Raw genomic sequence first — 16,962 nt, 5'->3', positions numbered from 1 at the left:
ACTTTTCCCTAGCGGCTCAAGTCCTCCGAAGACAGGTTATTTACCTTGACGGAGGATTTTTGCATGGCCGACGAAAACCAGACCCTGCCACCTCAAGAACAACCCGAGCCCGGCAAAGAGGGCTTGATGAATCCGCGTCCTGAGTTCCGCGGCGAAGATTACAAGGCTGCCGGGAAGCTACAAGGCAAGGTCGCAATCATCACCGGCGGCGACAGCGGCATAGGTCGCTCAGTCGCGGTGCTTTTTGCCCGAGAGGGCGCAGACGTGGCGATTCTGTATCTCGACCAGCATCAGGACGCTGACGAAACGCGGCGGGTGGTGGAAGAGCAAGGCCGCCAGTGCCTGACATTCGCAGGCGATGTGGCCGATCGCGACGTGTGCCGCAAGGTTATAGACGAAACGCTGGCCAAGTTCGGCAAGCTCGACATTCTGGTCAACAACGCCGCCGAACAGCACCCGCAGAAAGGCTTGGAAGACATCAGCGAAGAGCAATGGGAGCAAACCTTCCGTACCAATATCTTCGGCATGTTCCAGATGACCAAGGCCGCGCTACCGCACCTTAAAGAAGGTGCTTCGATCATCAATACCACTTCAGTGACGGCCTACAAGGGCAGCCCCCAACTGTTGGACTATTCCGCAACAAAGGGTGCGATCACCGCCTTCACCCGTTCGCTGTCGATGAACCTTGCCGAACGCGGCATCAGGGTCAATGGCGTGGCGCCTGGTCCCATATGGACCCCCTTGATTCCGTCGACTTTCGACGAGGAGAAGGTACAGAAATTCGGCGCGAACGTACCGATGGAGCGCCCCGGCCAGCCTGATGAAGTCGCTCCGGCTTACGTTTATCTGGCCAGTAGCGACGCATCCTACGTCAGCGGTCAGGTAATCCACGTGAACGGCGGTACGGTAGTCAACGGCTGATCGTCGGTCGACAGGAGAGAAGGTTATGCCTCGCACGATCTGGAAGGGTGCCGTCAGTTTCGGTCTGGTTCATATCCCAGTCGCCCTGGTCCCGGCGACCACCAGGCAAGGGATCGATTTCGATTGGCTGGACAAACGCAGCATGGACCGGGTCGGCTACAAGCGCATCAACAAGACCACCGGCGAAGACATCGACAGCGAAAACATCGTCAAGGGCGTGGAATACGAGAAGGGTCACTATGTCGTGATCAGCGACGACGAGATCAAGTCAGCGCATCCAAAAGCGACGCAGACCGTGGATATCGTCGCCTTCGTCGACGCCAAGGACATTTCGTTTCTTTATATCGACACGCCTTATTACCTGACGCCCGACCGCCGCGGCGAGAAAGTCTACGCGCTGCTGCGCGAGACGCTGCTCCAGACCGGCAAGGTCGGCATTGCTAACGTGGTGCTGCGCAACAAGCAGCACCTGGCGGTAGTGATGCCTTTGGGCAAGGCTTTGGTGATGAATACGCTGCGCTGGGCCGATGAGGTGCGCGGCGTCGAGTACCTCGAGATGAAGGACGAGGCGCTCAATGCCGACCTCAACCCGCGCGAGCTGGACATGGCCAAGCGACTGGTCGAAGACATGACCGAAGAATGGAATCCCGAACAATACAAAGATACCTTCCAGGACCAGATCATGGATCTGGTCGAGACCAAGGCTCGCGAAGGCAAGCTCGAGGCCGTCGGCGGGCCGGAAGAGGCGGTCGATCGCCGCAGCGCCGATGTCATCGACCTCACCGAACTGCTCAAGCGCAGCCTGGCGGGCAAGACCGCCAAGAAAGCCGCGCCTGCGGCTGAGGTCGATGACGAGGAGGAAGCCGACGAAGAACCGGCCGCACCGGCTAAACGCACAACGAGTAAAAGCACCCCCAGCAAGGCCAAGACCACGAGCAAGTCGACCGCAAGCAAATCCTCCGGCGCCAAGGCCCCGGCTGCACGTAAGAGCACGGCCAGCAAGTCCAACAGCAAGAAGGCCAGCTGACTCTGCGAGGTGACCATGTCTGCAAAGTCCGGCAAGGGCGGCCGCCCCGACGTGGGCGGCATTGGTATCAGCAATCCGCAGCGGGTCATCGATGCGCGAAGCGGCGGCACCAAGCTGCAGTTGGCTGAGTACTACCTGTCGGTGGGCGACTGGCTGACGCCGCATCTGAGCAACCGGCCGCTGTCCATCGTCCGCGCACCGGATGGGGTGGACGGTGAAAGTTTTTTTCAACGCCATTGCGGACGTCTGAAGATGCCGCACATGCGCGTCCTGGACAAATCACTGGACCCTGAACATGCGCGTCTGATCCAGGCGGACAACATCACCGCTGTGGTCGAGGCGGTGCAGATGGGCACCGTCGAATTCCACACCTGGAACGCCCGTAGCGATCGTATTGATCGCCCGGACCGGATCGTTTTCGATCTCGATCCGGACCCCGCACTGCCTTGGTCGAACATGATCGAAGCGACATTGATGACCCTGGAGCTGCTCGCCGGGCTGGGCCTCAAGGCGTTTCTCAAGACCAGCGGTGGGCGTGGTATGCACGTGGTGGTGCCGATCGACCGTCGTCAGGGCTGGGACTGCATCAACGAATTTGCACGCGGCGTGACGGCGCGCCTCGCCTTGCAGGCGCCCGAAAAGATCGCGGCGAAGATGGGGCCGAAGAATCGCGTCGGCAAAATCTTCGTCGATTACCTGCGCAATCAGCGCGGCGCCAGCACCGTGGCGGCGTACTCGGTTCGCGCGCGACCGGGGCTGCCGGTTTCCGTGCCTATCAGGCGCGAAGAGCTGGAGCAGATCACCGGGGCAAACCAATGGACCATTCACAACCTGTATGAGCGCCTGGAGCAGATGCGAGAGGATCCCTGGACCGAATATTCGTCGACGCGCCAGACGATTTCGGCGCGCCTGCTCAAAGCACTCAACGCCGACACCTGAGACGACAGGTGACCTTCCCATTATCCAAACTGCAGCTAGCCTAGAACTGGCGCAGCGAACATGCGCCACGCCCATCGTCGACCTGCAGGAACCATCGTAGAGCGGTTGCAGTCGACTTCTTCGATGAGCAGAACATAACAATGCAGACAGGAGATACCGATGACCGTGCGAGTATCCCGGCGACAGTTCCTGAAGTTCGGTGCGGCAGGTGTAGGCGCATCGAGCATGGCCATGATGGGGTTTGCGCCTGATGAAGCCGTCGCGTCGATTCGTCACTTCAAACTGACCGGCGCAAAAATAGCCCGCAATATCTGCACCTACTGCTCAGTGGGCTGCGGCATGTTGCTCTACTCCCGCGGCGATGGCGCCGCCAACGTCATCGACGATATCTATCATGTCGAAGGCGATCCGGATCACCCCGTCAGCCGCGGCTCGCTCTGTCCGCGTGGAGCGGGTGTGCTGGACTTCATCAAGAGCGAGTCCCGGGTCAAATACCCGGAAGTGCGCGAGCCGTTCACCAACGAATGGAAGCGCATCAGCTGGGACGAGGCCTTCACGCGCATCGCGCGCCACATGAAGGACGATCGCGACAAGAATTTCGAAACGCACGACGAGCAGGGACGGCTGGTCAATCGCTGGTTGACCACCTCGATGGTGGCGGCGTCAGCCTGCACCAACGAGACGGCCTATCTCACGCAGAAGATCACACGAGCACTCGGCATCCTTCAGATCGACAACCAGGCGCGCGTTTGACACGGACCAACGGTGGCAGGTCTTGCCCCAACATTTGGTCGCGGTGCCATGACGAACCACTGGGTCGACATTGCCAACGCTAACGTCATCCTGTCGATGGGCGGCAACTCGGCCGAAGCGCATCCGGTGGGCTTCCGTTGGGTCATGCATGCCAAGGAGCGCAGCAACGCGATCCTGATTTCCATCGACCCTCGCTACAACCGAACCACAGCGGTTGCCGATTATCACGCCTGGCTCCGGACCGGTACGGACATCGTGTTCCTCGGCGGTTTCATCAACTACCTGATCGAATCCGACCGCTACGCTCACGAGTACGTCCGCGAGTACACCGATGCTCGCCTGATCGTCAAAGAAGGCTTCGGTTTCGAGGAAGGACTGTTCACCGGCTACAACCCTGAAGACCGGACCTACAACCGCGAGACCTGGAATTTCGAGCTGGATGAGCGGGGCTTCGCGCGCGCCGACCCGACGCTTGAGCACCCGCGCTGCGTGTTCCAGCTGATGCGCCAGCATTACAGCCGTTACACCGTTGAGCAGGTCGAGAATGTCTGCGGCATGCCGCGGGACAAAGTGATGGAGATCTGGGATTTGATGGCGCAGACCTCGGCGCCGGACAAGACCATGACCATCCTCTATGCGCTGGGATGGACGCAACACACCATCGGCTCGCAGATCATTCGCTGCGGCGCCATGGTGCAGCTGCTGCTTGGCAACATGGGCATGCCCGGCGGCGGCGTGAACGCATTGCGTGGCCATTCGAACATTCAGGGCCTGACGGATATCGGCTTGCTATCCAATCTGCTGCCGGGCTACCTCAACCTGCCGTCGGTGAACCTGCAAAGTTACGCCGACTACATGAAGACGCGGATCAAACAGCCGCTGGTCGAAGGTGAGGTGTCCTACTGGAAATTCTATGAGCGGTTCTTCGTCAGCCTGATGAAGGATTGGTACGGCGATGTCGCTACAGCCGAAAACGACTGGTGCTACGACTGGCTGCCGAAACTCTCCGTGCCAATCTATGACGTGCTCTATGCCATCAACGACATGACACTGGGCAAGATGACCGGGGCCTTCTGCCAGGGTTTCAACATCCTGGCGGCGTTTCCCAACAAGGCCAAGGTCATGGATGGCCTGTCGAAGCTCAAGTACTTCGTGATCATGGATCCTTTGACCGTGGAGACCGGCGAGTTCTGGAAAAACTTCGGCGAATACCATGACGTGGACCCGTCGAAGATCGGCACTGAGGTCTTCCGCTTGCCCACGACTTGCTTCGCCGAGGACGACGGCTCCATCACCAACAGTTCGCGCTGGTTGCAATGGCACGAGAAGGCCGCACCAGGCCCTGGCGAGTCGATGACCGATACCGAGATTCTCGGCGAGGTCATGTTGCGTCTGAAACATCTGTACCAGGAGGAAGGTGGAGCATTCCCGGAGCCCATTTTGAATCTCGCCTGGAACTACAAGGATCCGAAATTCCCCAAGGCGGCGGAACTGGCACAGGAATACAACGGCAGAGCGCTGATCGACCTGACCGACGAGGCGGGTAATGTCGTTCGCCGCAAGGGCGAGCTGCTCAAGGATTTCAGCGAGCTGCGCGCCGACGGTTCGACCGCCTGCGGGTGTTGGATCTATTCAGGCGCCTGGACGGAAGAGGGCAACATGATGGCCCGGCGCGACAACTCTGACCCCTACAACACCGGGAACACGCTGGAGTGGGCCTGGTCCTGGCCGATGAACCGACGGTTGCTCTACAACCGTGCTTCGGCACGGCCCGACGGCACTCCCTGGGCGCCCAACAAGGCGTTCGTCTGGTGGAACGGCGAGCGCTGGACGGGGGCCGACGTGCCGGACTTCCCGCTGACGTCGCCACCATCGCAAGGCGTCCGGCCCTTCATCGTCACGCAGACAGGGGTCGGGCAGCTGTTTGCCTCGGAATGGTTGAACGAGGGACCGTTTCCGGAACATTACGAACCGATGGAGACCCCCATCGATCGCAACCCGATGAGCCCGAACAATCCGTTGGCCCTGAACAATCCCATCGCCCGTGTGTTCGAGCAGGATCGCGATTCGTTCGGCTCCAACAAGGATTTCCCTTACGCAGCGACGACCTATCGCCTCACCGAGCACTTCCATTACTGGACGACACACGCGCGGCTCAACGCGATTGCCCAGCCGGAGAAGTTCATCGAGATCAGCGCCGTGCTTGCCGAGGAGTTGGGTATCGCGGCTGGCGAGCGAGTACGAGTGACCTCCAAACGGGGCTTCATCACGGCAGTTGCGGTGGTGACCAAGCGGCTGGTTCCGCTGCAGATCGATGGTCGGACGGTGCACCAGATCGGCATCCCCATCCATTGGGGCTTCAAGGGTGTGGCCAAGAAGGCACACCTGACCAACACCCTCACGCCATTCGTGGGTGACGGAAACACCCAGACACCGGAGTTCAAGTCGTTTCTGGTGAACGTGGAGAAGATTGGAGGAGCCGCCTGATGCGTGGAGATCAGATCAACCTGCAAAACATCATCGCTCGCTCAGCGACCACCACGCCATCGCCGCAGGTGCGGCATGGGGGCGTGAATGCCGTCACGAAGCTGATCGATGTATCGGTGTGTATCGGCTGCAAGGCGTGCCAGGTCGCCTGTTCCGAATGGAACGACCTGCGAGACGAGGTCGGCGAATGCGACGGCACCTACAACAACCCGCAGGACCTGTCGCCAGAGTCGTTCGAGGTCATGCGCTTCAGCGAGTACGAGGATGAGCAGGGCAATCTCGAGTGGCTGATCCGCAAGGACAACTGCATGCATTGCGCCGAGCCGGGCTGCCTCAAGGCCTGTCCATCGCCCGGTGCGATCGTGCAGTACGCCAATGGCATCGTCGATTTCAATTCCGAGCACTGCATCGGCTGCGGCTACTGCGTGGCTGGGTGTCCTTTCGACATTCCTCGGATCTCGAAAAAGGACAACAAGGCCTACAAATGCACGCTGTGCTCGGATCGGGTGTTCAACGGGCTCGAGCCAGCTTGCGTGAAGAGCTGCCCGACCTCGGCCATCATGTTCGGCACCAAAGAGGACATGCTCGATTACGGCTCGCACCGGGTCGCGCATCTCAAGGGCCGCGGTTACGACAATGCCGGGATCTACGATCCGCCCGGTGTGGGCGGCACCCATGTCGTCTACGTGCTGCAACACGCGGACAGGCCTGAGCTCTACAGCGGCTTGCCGAAGGATCCGCACATCAGCCCGACCGTAGAGCTGTGGAAGGGCGTGACCAAGCCGATCATGTCCGTGGCGCTGGGCGTGTCGGTGCTGGCCGGTTTCTTCCACTACGTGATGAAGGGGCCAAAGGAAGAGCCGGAAGACGATCCGGATCCTGAGTTGGCGGCGGACGATCGAGCGCTCGATCGGCGTGGGGAGGACCGGCTATGAGTCATTCCAACATCAACCACGGCATCCTGCGGTACGGCTGGTGGACGCGGGTCAATCACTGGCTCATCTCGATCAGCTTCGTGCTGCTCACATTGAGCGGGCTGGCGTTGTTCTATCCGGCGTTCTTCGGGCTTACCACGTTGTTCGGTGGGCCGGAGCCGACGCGAATCGTACACCCCTATATCGGTGTGTTCATGTCGCTGTTCTTCGTCATTCAGGCCGTACGTTTTTTCGGCGATAACCTGATTCGGCGACACGACGTGCAATGGGTGCGGCAGATCGGCGATGTGCTCAGCAACCGTGACGAGCGGCTTCCCCCGGTGGGCAAGAACAACGCCGGACAGAAGCTGGTGTACTGGCTCTTTCTGGCCACCGTGCCGGTGCTGCTGATTACCGGCATCGTGCTTTGGCGCCCCTGGATCGCCGACGGCATGCCGGTCTGGGCGTTGCGGTGGGCGGTGATGATCCATGCAATCGCGGCCTTCATCGCGATTATCACGCTGATCATTCATATCTACGCGGCCATCTGGGTCAAAGGGTCGGTGCGGGCCATGACGCAGGGCCGCGTCAGCCATGCCTGGGCAAGACACCATCACGGGCTGTGGTACGAGGACGTCATGCGCAACCGCAAAACCGATTCGCAAAGCGCGTCACCTACCAGCGAAGTACAGGATCGCCGCCGATGAAAGGAGCTGCAGTGAACCACGCCTATGGAAGCGCGCCTTCCGGAATCATGGAGGCACCCCACGTGGTGTTGCCGGATGCCAAGGTTTTCAGCAAGCGGGCGACCCGATTGAGAGAGCTGGTTGTGCAGGTGCCGGCGCTGGACGAGTTTCTCGCCTTCATGGCACGCCTGGTACAGGCCCAGCACCAGGTCCTGTCCGAACGCGAACCTGACTGGCGTCCCGCGCCGGATGCGTTCGACCAGGCGCTAAAGCACGGCATGCCGCCGCTGGGTTTCCAGGCATTGCGCCGAGATGTGATTTGGCAGAAGGACCTGCTTGCCATTCTCGCTGCGGTGGAGCTGCACGTGGGAGAACATCAGCGACCGTTGCTCGCTCAACTGCGCGAAATGCCTACCGACCAGCTCGATGCTTTGGCTGATGATGTGTTGGAGATGCGCGCCGGCAACGAAGCGACCCGTGCTTTGCTGCCCCTAGTGGCCGCGGCGTTGCAGGTCGCCTGGGTGCGTCTGGCCATCGGTCTGTCCGGTGTGCCGGCGCGTCCCACGGGCGAGGCGAAGGCGCTATGCCCATGTTGCGGCGCTGCACCCGTGGCCAGCGTGGTTCACAACGAGCGCCATCGCAGTGGTGTGCGCTATCTGCACTGCGCGCTGTGTGCGACCGAATGGCATCTGGAACGCGTAACCTGCAGCGCATGCGATACGGGCGGCAAGCTGCTCTATCTGACCCTCGACGATGAGCAGGGCAAGCCGTTCCTGCCGGTCCAGGCGGAGGCCTGCAACGAGTGCCATAGCTATCTGAAAATCATGCAGCGCGAGCTACACGGTCGCGCCGACCCGGTTGCTGACGACCTCGCCAGTCTTGCACTGGACATGCTGCTGGCCGAGCAGGATGAGTACGCGCGCAGCGGCTATAACCCGCTGCTGATCATGGGAGCGTGAGCACTCAAGTAGGTTCTGGCTCCTCGTCGGCTACGGCCTGACCACCGAACGGCGTGCCAGGTTTGTAGTTCTCGATATCGTCAGGGCAAGGCACTGCAGTACATCCCCCGGTTTGTCGTGAACGACAGGGTCGGGTTGGGGCACATCGGGGCGGGCATGCGGCGTCATGGCGGCTTTTCCATCAATCGGAATCTTTGATCGGCATTATTCAGGGACGAGCGGGCGTCAGGTTGCCGGCGGTGTTTCCCGCATCGCTCCTCGCTCTGGAGTACAGACCTTTCTTGGATCCCGCGTTGCAGTTTCCGACAGCCGTCGTACCGCGACATTCAGCTGCACCGCAGCGGTCTGTTCTGCTGAACTTTACAGCCTCCGTTGGTTCGGAAGAACAGAGCCCATGAAAGCCTGCAGTGCGGGTTTTCACACGGCAAATTCAACCCGAACGGTCGCCGCCTCCGCCGCGGTTGGTTTGCCGTATCGCAACGACTCAGGCCGCAGGAGCCCGCTCGATGACCGATACACAGCCCCACGCAACGATTCACCCTCGATTGGAACAAGCATTGAAAATGCCGCGCATCGCCATCGAGTCGACCGAGCCGGTGCTCGACGGTGGGCGTTTCGCTGCGAAGGCCATCATCGGCCATCCGGTGAATGTGACCAGCAAGATATTCGCCGACGGCCACGACCAGCTCGCCGCCGCGATCTGCTGGCGGACCAAGGAAGAAGACAGCTGGCGCCGTGCCAGGCTCAAGCTGATCGGCAATGACAGCTGGGAAGGGCATTTCACCCCGACGCAGGTCGCCGGCCATGAATTCATGATCGAAGCCTGGTGGGACATCTACGAGACCTATCGTTACGAGCTGTCCAAGAAGCATGCCGCCGGTGTGCCGGTGCAGTTGGAGTTGGAAGAGGGACGCTTGCTGCTGGAGCGGGCCAGCGGCCGTACTCACGGCGAAATCAAGGCCATCATCGATGATCTGTTGCACCGTCTGAGCACGGCGCACCTGGACGACGAGCGCGTGTCGGTTCTGCTGGCTGAAGAGACCGCCGCCGTCATGGCCGATGCCGATCCACGGGAGCATTGCAGTCAGAGCCAGGTATTCCCCCTCGAAGTCGAACGGCCGCTGGCCCAGTTCGCCAGCTGGTACGAGTTGTTTCCGCGCTCCGAAACCGATGACCCGAATCGCCACGGTACCTTCCGTGATGTGCACAAGCGTCTGCCATCGATCCGCGACATGGGCTTCGATGTGCTCTATTTCACGCCGATTCATCCCATTGGACGGCAGCACCGTAAAGGCCGCAACAACACGCTGAACGCCGGCCCAAACGATCCGGGCAGTCCTTATGCCATTGGCAGCGAGGAGGGCGGCCACGACGCCGTGCATCCACAGCTGGGCACGCTCGAAGACTTCCGCGAGCTGGTGGCCGCTGCGCGCGAGCACGGCCTGGAAATCGCGCTCGATTTCGCCATTCAATGCTCCCAGGACCATCCCTGGCTGAAGGAACATCCGGGCTGGTTCTCATGGCGACCGGACGGGACGATCCGCTACGCGGAAAACCCACCCAAGAAATACCAGGACATCGTCAACGTCGATTTCTACGCCGAAGATGCCATGCCGGACCTGTGGATCGCTTTGCGCGACGTGGTCTGGCACTGGGTGCAGCAAGGCGTGAAGATCTTCCGTGTCGACAATCCGCATACCAAGCCGCTGCCGTTCTGGGAGTGGATGATCGCGGACATCCGTGAGCGCGATCCGGACGTCATGTTCCTCTCCGAGGCGTTCACTCGCCCCGCGATGATGGCGCGTCTGGGCAAGGTTGGCTTCAACCAGAGCTACACCTATTTCACCTGGCGCAACAACAAGGCGGAGCTGAGCGAGTACCTCACCGAACTCAACGAGCCGCCACTGCGCGACTGTTACCGGCCGAACTTCTTCGTCAACACGCCGGATATCAATCCGTTCTTCCTGCACGACTCCGGTCGCCCCGGCTTCCTCATTCGTGCGGCATTGGCGACCATGGGCTCAGGGCTCTGGGGCATGTATTCGGGCTTCGAGCTGTGCGAATCCGCCGCGATTCCCGGCAAGGAGGAATACCTCGACTCGGAGAAGTACGAGATCCGTCCGCGCGACTATCACGCGCCGGGTAACATCGTTGCCGAGATCGCTCAGCTCAACCGCATCCGCCGGCAAAACCCTGCGCTGCAGACTCACCTCGGCTTCAGCGCGTACACCGCTTATAACGACAACATCCTGTTTTTCGGCAAACGTACGCCGGATCGCTCCAATTTCATTTTGATCGCCATCAGCCTCGATCCTCACAACGCTCAGGAAGCCCATTTCGAACTTCCACTGTGGGAATTGGGACTGCCCGACAATGCCGAAACCCGAGGCGAAGACCTTATGAACGGGCATCGCTGGACTTGGTACGGCAAGTCGCAGTGGATGCGTATCGAGCCTTGGCACCTACCGTTCGGCATCTGGCGACTCACTGCTGACGCCCCAGACCCTGACTTAAGGTAAATTCTAGAACATGTTTAATTGCCTTTAAGTATCAGCAGGTTATATGGATTAGCTAATCCATATTCTAGTGCCGGTGCACTTTTTAAGTCTCCACCCGGTGCCTTGATGTAACGGGTTCTGGAGGTCGTGAAAGGAACGAGAACATGGCCAAAGCGCGTAAACCAGCCGCCTTTATCAAGGATCCTCTCTGGTACAAGGACGCGGTGGTCTATCAGGTCCACCTCAAATCGTTCTACGACTCGAACAACGACGGCGTCGGCGATTTTCAGGGCCTGATCGAGAAGCTCGATTACATAGCCGATCTCGGCGTCAACACCATTTGGCTGTTGCCATTCTATCCCTCGCCACGCCGTGATGACGGCTACGACATCGCCGAATACCGCGGTGTGCATCCCGACTACGGGACCATGGCCGACGCCAAGCGATTCATTGCAGAAGCGCACAAACGCGGGCTGCGGGTGATAACCGAATTGGTCATCAACCACACCTCGGACCAGCACCCTTGGTTCCAACGCGCGCGTAAGGCGAAGAAGGGTTCGGCTGCCCGGGACTTCTACGTCTGGTCGGATACGGACGAAAAGTACGACGGCACGCGGATCATCTTCCTCGACACTGAGGTCTCGAACTGGACCTGGGACCCCGTCGCCCAGCAGTACTTCTGGCACCGCTTCTATTCCCATCAGCCGGATCTCAATTTCGATAACCCGCAGGTTATGAAAGCGGTGCTCAGTGTGATGCGTTACTGGCTCGACCTGGGTATCGATGGGTTGCGGCTGGACGCGATCCCGTATCTCGTAGAGCGCGACGGCACTAACAACGAGAACCTGCCGGAAACCCATGTGGTGCTGAAGCAGATTCGCGCCGAGATCGATGCCAATTACCCGGACCGCATGCTCCTGGCAGAAGCCAACCAATGGCCGGAAGACACCCAGCTGTACTTTGGCGGCGAAGATGGCGGACTTGGCGATGAGTGCCACATGGCATTCCACTTTCCGCTGATGCCGCGCATGTACATGGCGCTGGCCCAGGAAGACCGTTTCCCGATTACCGATATTCTGCGCCAGACCCCGGACATTCCAGAGAACTGTCAGTGGGCGATCTTCCTGCGTAACCATGACGAACTGACGCTTGAAATGGTGACCGACAAGGAGCGCGACTACCTCTGGAACTACTACGCCTCGGACAAGCGCGCGCGGATCAATCTTGGCATTCGTCGGCGCCTGGCACCGTTGCTGGAGCGCGATCGCCGGCGCATCGAATTGCTCAACAGCCTGTTGCTGTCGATGCCTGGTACGCCGGTGATCTATTACGGTGACGAGATCGGCATGGGCGACAACATCTTCCTTGGTGATCGCGACGGGGTGCGCACGCCAATGCAGTGGTCGGTGGACCGCAACGGTGGTTTTTCTCGCGCCGACCCGCCAAGCCTGGTGCTGCCGCCGATCATGGACCCCTTGTATGGCTATCAGGCGATCAACGTCGAAGCGCAGCAGCGCGATCCGCATTCCTTGCTCAACTGGACGCGGCGTCTGCTGTCAATTCGTAAGCAATTCAAGGCGTTCGGCCGTGGCACGCTGAAAATGCTCGCACCCAGCAACCGCCGAATTCTCGCCTACGTCCGTGAGTTCACGACAGGTACCGGTGAAACCGAAACGATTTTCTGTGTCGCCAACGTTTCGCGATCTGCCCAAGCGGCAGAACTGGAACTGTCGCACTACGCCGGCATGGTGCCGGTGGAAATGGTCGGCGGCAGTGCGTTCCCGCCTATCGGCCAGTTGCCTTATCTTCTGACGTTGCCACCGTTCGGCTTCTACTGGTTCCAATTGGCGACCAGTCATCAGATGCCCAGCTGGCACCAGGAACCGGTGGAAACCATGCCTGACTTCCAAACTCTTGTGCTCAAGCGTCTGGACACGCTGACAACGGCGAACAAACGTATTCTTGAAACCGAGTCGCTTCCGGCTTACCTGCCGAAGCGGCGTTGGTTCGCCAGCAAGGATGCATCGATCAACTCGATCAAGATTTGCTACAGCGTGCCGTTTGGCGATCCCCAAAAGCCCGTGTTGCTGAGCGAAATCGCGGTCGATGCAGGCGGGCGCACTGACCTCTACCAACTGCCGCTGGGTTTCCTCGGCGAGGCGGATTTCGATATCGCGCTGCCGCAGCAACTGGCAATGGCGCGTGTCCGCCGCGGCCCACAGGTCGGTCTGCTGACCGATGCGTTCGCCCTCAACCAGTTCGTCCTGGGAGTCATCCAGGGGCTGCGCGAAGAGCAAGTGCTGCCATGTGGCGACGGCGAGATCCGCTTCCAGCCTATGGCACAGCTCGCCGAGATGGAATTGCCGGCCGATGCCGAGGTGCGTTACCTCACTGCAGAACAATCGAACAGCTCTGCGATCATCGGTGGCAGCATGATGATCAAAGTGCTTCGCCGAGTATCGGCCGGCATGCACCCTGAACTGGAAATGGGCGGCTTCCTGACCGAGCAGGGCTTCACGCATATCTCTGCGATGCTGGGCCAGGTGAGCCGCTTCGATAAGAGCGGCGAGCAGTACGCATTGATGGTTGTGCAACGCTTCCTCGACAACCAGGGCGATGCCTGGGAGTGGACGCTCAACACGCTGGATCGCGCAGTGCGCGACCAGATTGCCGGTGGCGTTTCGCTGCATGAGAACCAGTTCAGTGCGCTGGAAGAACTCGAGGCCTTCAATAGGTTGCTTGGCCAGCGTCTCGGCGAAATGCACATGACCTTGGCGGTGCAGACCGACAACCAGGCGTTTGCCGCCGAACCCACCAAAGCGGCCGACGCGAAGGAGTGGACTCAGTTGATCTCTGCGCAGGTCGAGCATGCGCTTGATCTGCTGCAGGCTCGTCGGGGCGATCTGGATCGTAAATCCACAGCGCTGGTGGATCAGCTGCTTGGCCAGCGCAAGGGGTTGGTGGCCGAGGTCAAGCGACTCGCTGATCGAACCCTCGGCGGGTTGCGTACACGCGTCCACGGCGACTTGCACCTCGGCCAGATCCTGGTTGCGCAGGGCGACGCGTATTTCATCGACTTCGAAGGCGAACCTGCGCGTTCGCTAGAAGAGCGGCGTAGCAAGCTGAGCCCGTTCAAAGACGTTGCGGGCGTACTGCGCTCTTTCGAGTACGCCACGGCAATGACCCTGCGCAACGCTCAATCCAGCGACAGCTCAGAAGCGGCTGACCTGGCGCGACGCAATATTTCCGACACCTACCAACAGAGCGCACGTAACGTCTTTCTCGAGGCCTATCGCGAGGCAACAGCGCAAATGCCGCACGCCTGGAAAGATGACGCCGGTGCCGATGCTGCGCTGGCACTCTTCAGCCTGGAAAAGACCGCGTATGAAGTGGCCTATGAAGCAGAGAACCGCCCGGCCTGGCTGTCTGTCCCATTGCAAGGGCTCGCAGTTCTGGCACAACAGATTTCCAATGGAGGTTCCTAATGATTGATCGACCGGTCGTAACCATGCCCGGGGAAACCCTGCTGCCCAGCGATGCCGACGTGGATGCGCTGGTTCGCGCCGAACACGGCGATCCGTTTTCCATACTCGGCCCACACCCGGACGGGGATGGGCTGGTGGTGCGGGCCTATCTGCCCAACGCGCTCGGCGTGGAGGTGCTGGAGCGCTCCGGTGGCCGCGTACTGGCCGCAATGGAGCAGGGCCAAGTGCCTGGGTTCTTCTTTACCCGGCTGACCAATCCGCAGCCGTATTTGTTGAAGGTCCGCTGGGCAGGCGGCGAGCAGGTGACCGAAGACCCGTTCAGCTTCGGGCCACAGCTCGGCGAGATGGACATGTACCTGTTCTCCGAAGGCAACCATCGGGAGATCGGTCGCGTGTTCGGTGCACAGCCGATGGACGTCGACGGCGTGCAGGGTGTGCGCTTCGCTGTTTGGGCACCCAACGCCCGACGAGTCTCCGTAGTTGGCAGTTTCAACGACTGGGACGGGCGACGGCATCCGATGCGTCTGCGTTTCCCATCCGGGGTTTGGGAAATTTTCATCCCGCGTCTGCAACCCGGCGACCGCTACAAATTCGAGATTCTCGGACCGGACGGGATCCTACCGCTCAAGGCCGACCCCGTGGCGTTGGCCACCGAGCTGCCGCCGGGAACCGCTTCGGTTATCTCGCATCCGCTGGAATACGAATGGAAAGATGACGCCTGGTTGCAGCAGCGGGTTGCGCGGCAATCGCTGCAGGCACCGATGTCCATCTACGAATTGCATGCGGGCTCCTGGCGCCGGGAAGGCGGTGACGATGGCCGGCTGTACGACTGGCACGAACTGGCCGAACGGCTGATTCCCTATGTCGTGGACCTGGGCTTCACCCATATCGAGCTGATGCCGATCATGGAACACCCGTTCGGTGGCTCCTGGGGGTATCAACTGCTGTCGCAATTCGCGCCCAGCGCTCGTTACGGTACGGCACATGATTTCGCCGCGTTCGTCGATGCCTGCCACAACGCCGGCATCGGCGTGATCCTCGACTGGGTTCCTGCGCATTTCCCGACCGACGCCCACGGCCTGGGCGAGTTCGATGGCACGGCGCTGTACGAATACGAGCACCCCTTCGAAGGCTTCCATCAGGATTGGGACACCTACATCTATAACCTCGGACGGACCGAGGTGCACGGCTTCATGTTGGCCTCGGCGTTGCATTGGCTGCGTGAATTCCACGTCGACGCATTGCGTGTCGACGCAGTGGCTTCGATGCTCTATCGCGACTACTCACGCAAGGAAGGCGAGTGGATTCCCAATCGTCACGGCGGTCGCGAGAATTTGGAAGCGATCGAATTCCTGCGCCACTTGAACGACGTGGTAGCCACCGAGACGCCTGGGGCCCTGGTCATCGCTGAGGAGTCCACGGCGTTTCCGGGCGTTAGCAAGCCGACCGCCGAAGACGGACTGGGCTTTGCCTACAAGTGGAACATGGGCTGGATGCACGACACCCTCAAATACATTCAAGAGGATCCAATCAACCGCCAGTATCACCATGACAAGCTGACGTTCGGCATGGTCTACGCCTACTCGGAGCACTTCGTGCTGCCGATTTCCCACGACGAGGTGGTACATGGCAAGGGCTCGCTGATCGACAAGATGCCTGGGGATCGCTGGCAGAAATTCGCCAATCTGCGCGCGTACCTGTCGTTCATGTGGACGCATCCGGGCAAGAAGCTGCTGTTCATGGGCAGCGAGTTCGGCCAATGGCGCGAATGGAGCCATGACCGCGAGCTGGACTGGCATCTACTCGAGGAGGCCGATCATCGGGGTGCGCAGAACCTGGTGCGTGACCTCAACCGTCTATACAGCCAGGAGCCGGCGTTGCATGAGCTGGACAGCGACCCGCAGGGCTTCCAGTGGCTGATCGGAGATGATCGCGCCAACAGCGTGTTCGCCTGGCTGCGCAAGAGCGCGACGGGGCATCCTCTGCTGGTCGTGGGCAACTTTACCCCGGTGGTGCGCGAGGGCTATCGGGTCGGTGTGCCGGTGAACAGCCGCTGGCTGGAAATCTTCAACAGCGACGCCGAGTGCTACGGCGGCTCGAACGTGGGCAATGGGGGTGGCATGCTGGCCGAGTCGGTGCCGACGCATGGGCAGGACGTATCGCTCTCGCTGACATTGCCACCGCTTGGAGTGATCATCCTGCGGCCGCAGGTGTAACGACCAGGCGTCCAACCGGGCGCCGAAAAGACAAAAGCCGGGACGATGTTATCGTCCCGGCTTTTTTGTCTTCGTCC

At 60.4% G+C, this 16,962-nt stretch carries 10 protein-coding genes; all 10 read left to right on the top strand.

Annotated features, from left to right (window positions below; all coding sequences use genetic code 11):
• Nucleotides 1-63 precede the first annotated feature (63 nt).
• Nucleotides 64-921 carry an SDR family oxidoreductase gene (locus CH92_RS11270; RefSeq protein WP_025241883.1) on the top strand — a complete coding sequence of 286 codons (858 nt, stop codon included), beginning with the start codon at nucleotides 64-66 and terminating at the stop codon, nucleotides 919-921.
• 25 nt (nucleotides 922-946) lie between these two features.
• Nucleotides 947-1,948, top strand: coding sequence for a Ku protein (locus CH92_RS11265; protein ID WP_025241882.1), 1,002 nt, complete (start codon nucleotides 947-949; stop codon nucleotides 1,946-1,948).
• A gap of 15 nt (nucleotides 1,949-1,963) precedes the next feature.
• Nucleotides 1,964-2,887 (top strand): non-homologous end-joining DNA ligase, encoded by a 924-nt coding sequence (gene ligD, locus CH92_RS11260; RefSeq protein WP_025241881.1) that lies wholly within the window; start codon nucleotides 1,964-1,966, stop codon nucleotides 2,885-2,887.
• Nucleotides 2,888-3,046: 159 nt separating this feature from the next.
• Nucleotides 3,047-6,127 carry a formate dehydrogenase-N subunit alpha gene (fdnG, locus tag CH92_RS11250; RefSeq protein ID WP_144380985.1) on the top strand — a complete coding sequence of 1,027 codons (3,081 nt, stop codon included), beginning with the start codon at nucleotides 3,047-3,049 and terminating at the stop codon, nucleotides 6,125-6,127.
• A complete protein-coding gene (gene fdxH, locus CH92_RS11245; protein WP_025241878.1) occupies nucleotides 6,127-7,062 on the top strand; it encodes a formate dehydrogenase subunit beta in 936 nt (311 codons plus the stop codon). Before fdnG ends, fdxH begins: the two co-directional genes overlap by 1 nt.
• On the top strand, nucleotides 7,059-7,748 hold the full coding sequence (locus tag CH92_RS11240; RefSeq protein WP_025241877.1) for a formate dehydrogenase subunit gamma: 690 nt from the start codon (nucleotides 7,059-7,061) through the stop codon (nucleotides 7,746-7,748). The genes fdxH and CH92_RS11240 overlap by 4 nt, the downstream gene beginning before the upstream one ends.
• Nucleotides 7,745-8,686: a formate dehydrogenase accessory protein FdhE gene (fdhE, locus tag CH92_RS11235; RefSeq protein WP_025241876.1), complete on the top strand. Its 942-nt coding sequence runs from the start codon at nucleotides 7,745-7,747 to the stop codon at nucleotides 8,684-8,686. Before CH92_RS11240 ends, fdhE begins: the two co-directional genes overlap by 4 nt.
• Nucleotides 8,687-9,192: 506 nt before the next feature.
• Nucleotides 9,193-11,205 (top strand): alpha-1,4-glucan--maltose-1-phosphate maltosyltransferase, encoded by a 2,013-nt coding sequence (locus CH92_RS11230; RefSeq protein ID WP_025241875.1) that lies wholly within the window; start codon nucleotides 9,193-9,195, stop codon nucleotides 11,203-11,205.
• Nucleotides 11,206-11,348: 143 nt separating this feature from the next.
• Nucleotides 11,349-14,669, top strand: coding sequence for a maltose alpha-D-glucosyltransferase (gene treS / locus CH92_RS11225; RefSeq protein ID WP_025241874.1), 3,321 nt, complete (start codon nucleotides 11,349-11,351; stop codon nucleotides 14,667-14,669).
• The gene (glgB, locus tag CH92_RS11220) at nucleotides 14,669-16,885 is read left to right on the top strand and encodes a 1,4-alpha-glucan branching protein GlgB (RefSeq protein WP_025241873.1); all 2,217 of its coding nucleotides are present in this window, start codon (nucleotides 14,669-14,671) and stop codon (nucleotides 16,883-16,885) included. The genes treS and glgB overlap by 1 nt, the downstream gene beginning before the upstream one ends.
• The last annotated feature ends 77 nt before the right edge of the window (nucleotides 16,886-16,962 follow it).

Origin of the sequence: Stutzerimonas stutzeri (assembly GCF_000590475.1) — a bacterium.
GTDB classification, from domain to species: domain Bacteria; phylum Pseudomonadota; class Gammaproteobacteria; order Pseudomonadales; family Pseudomonadaceae; genus Stutzerimonas; species Stutzerimonas stutzeri_D.
Note: the sequence above shows the minus strand (reverse complement) of the source record. Positions and strands in the feature narration are given on the sequence as shown.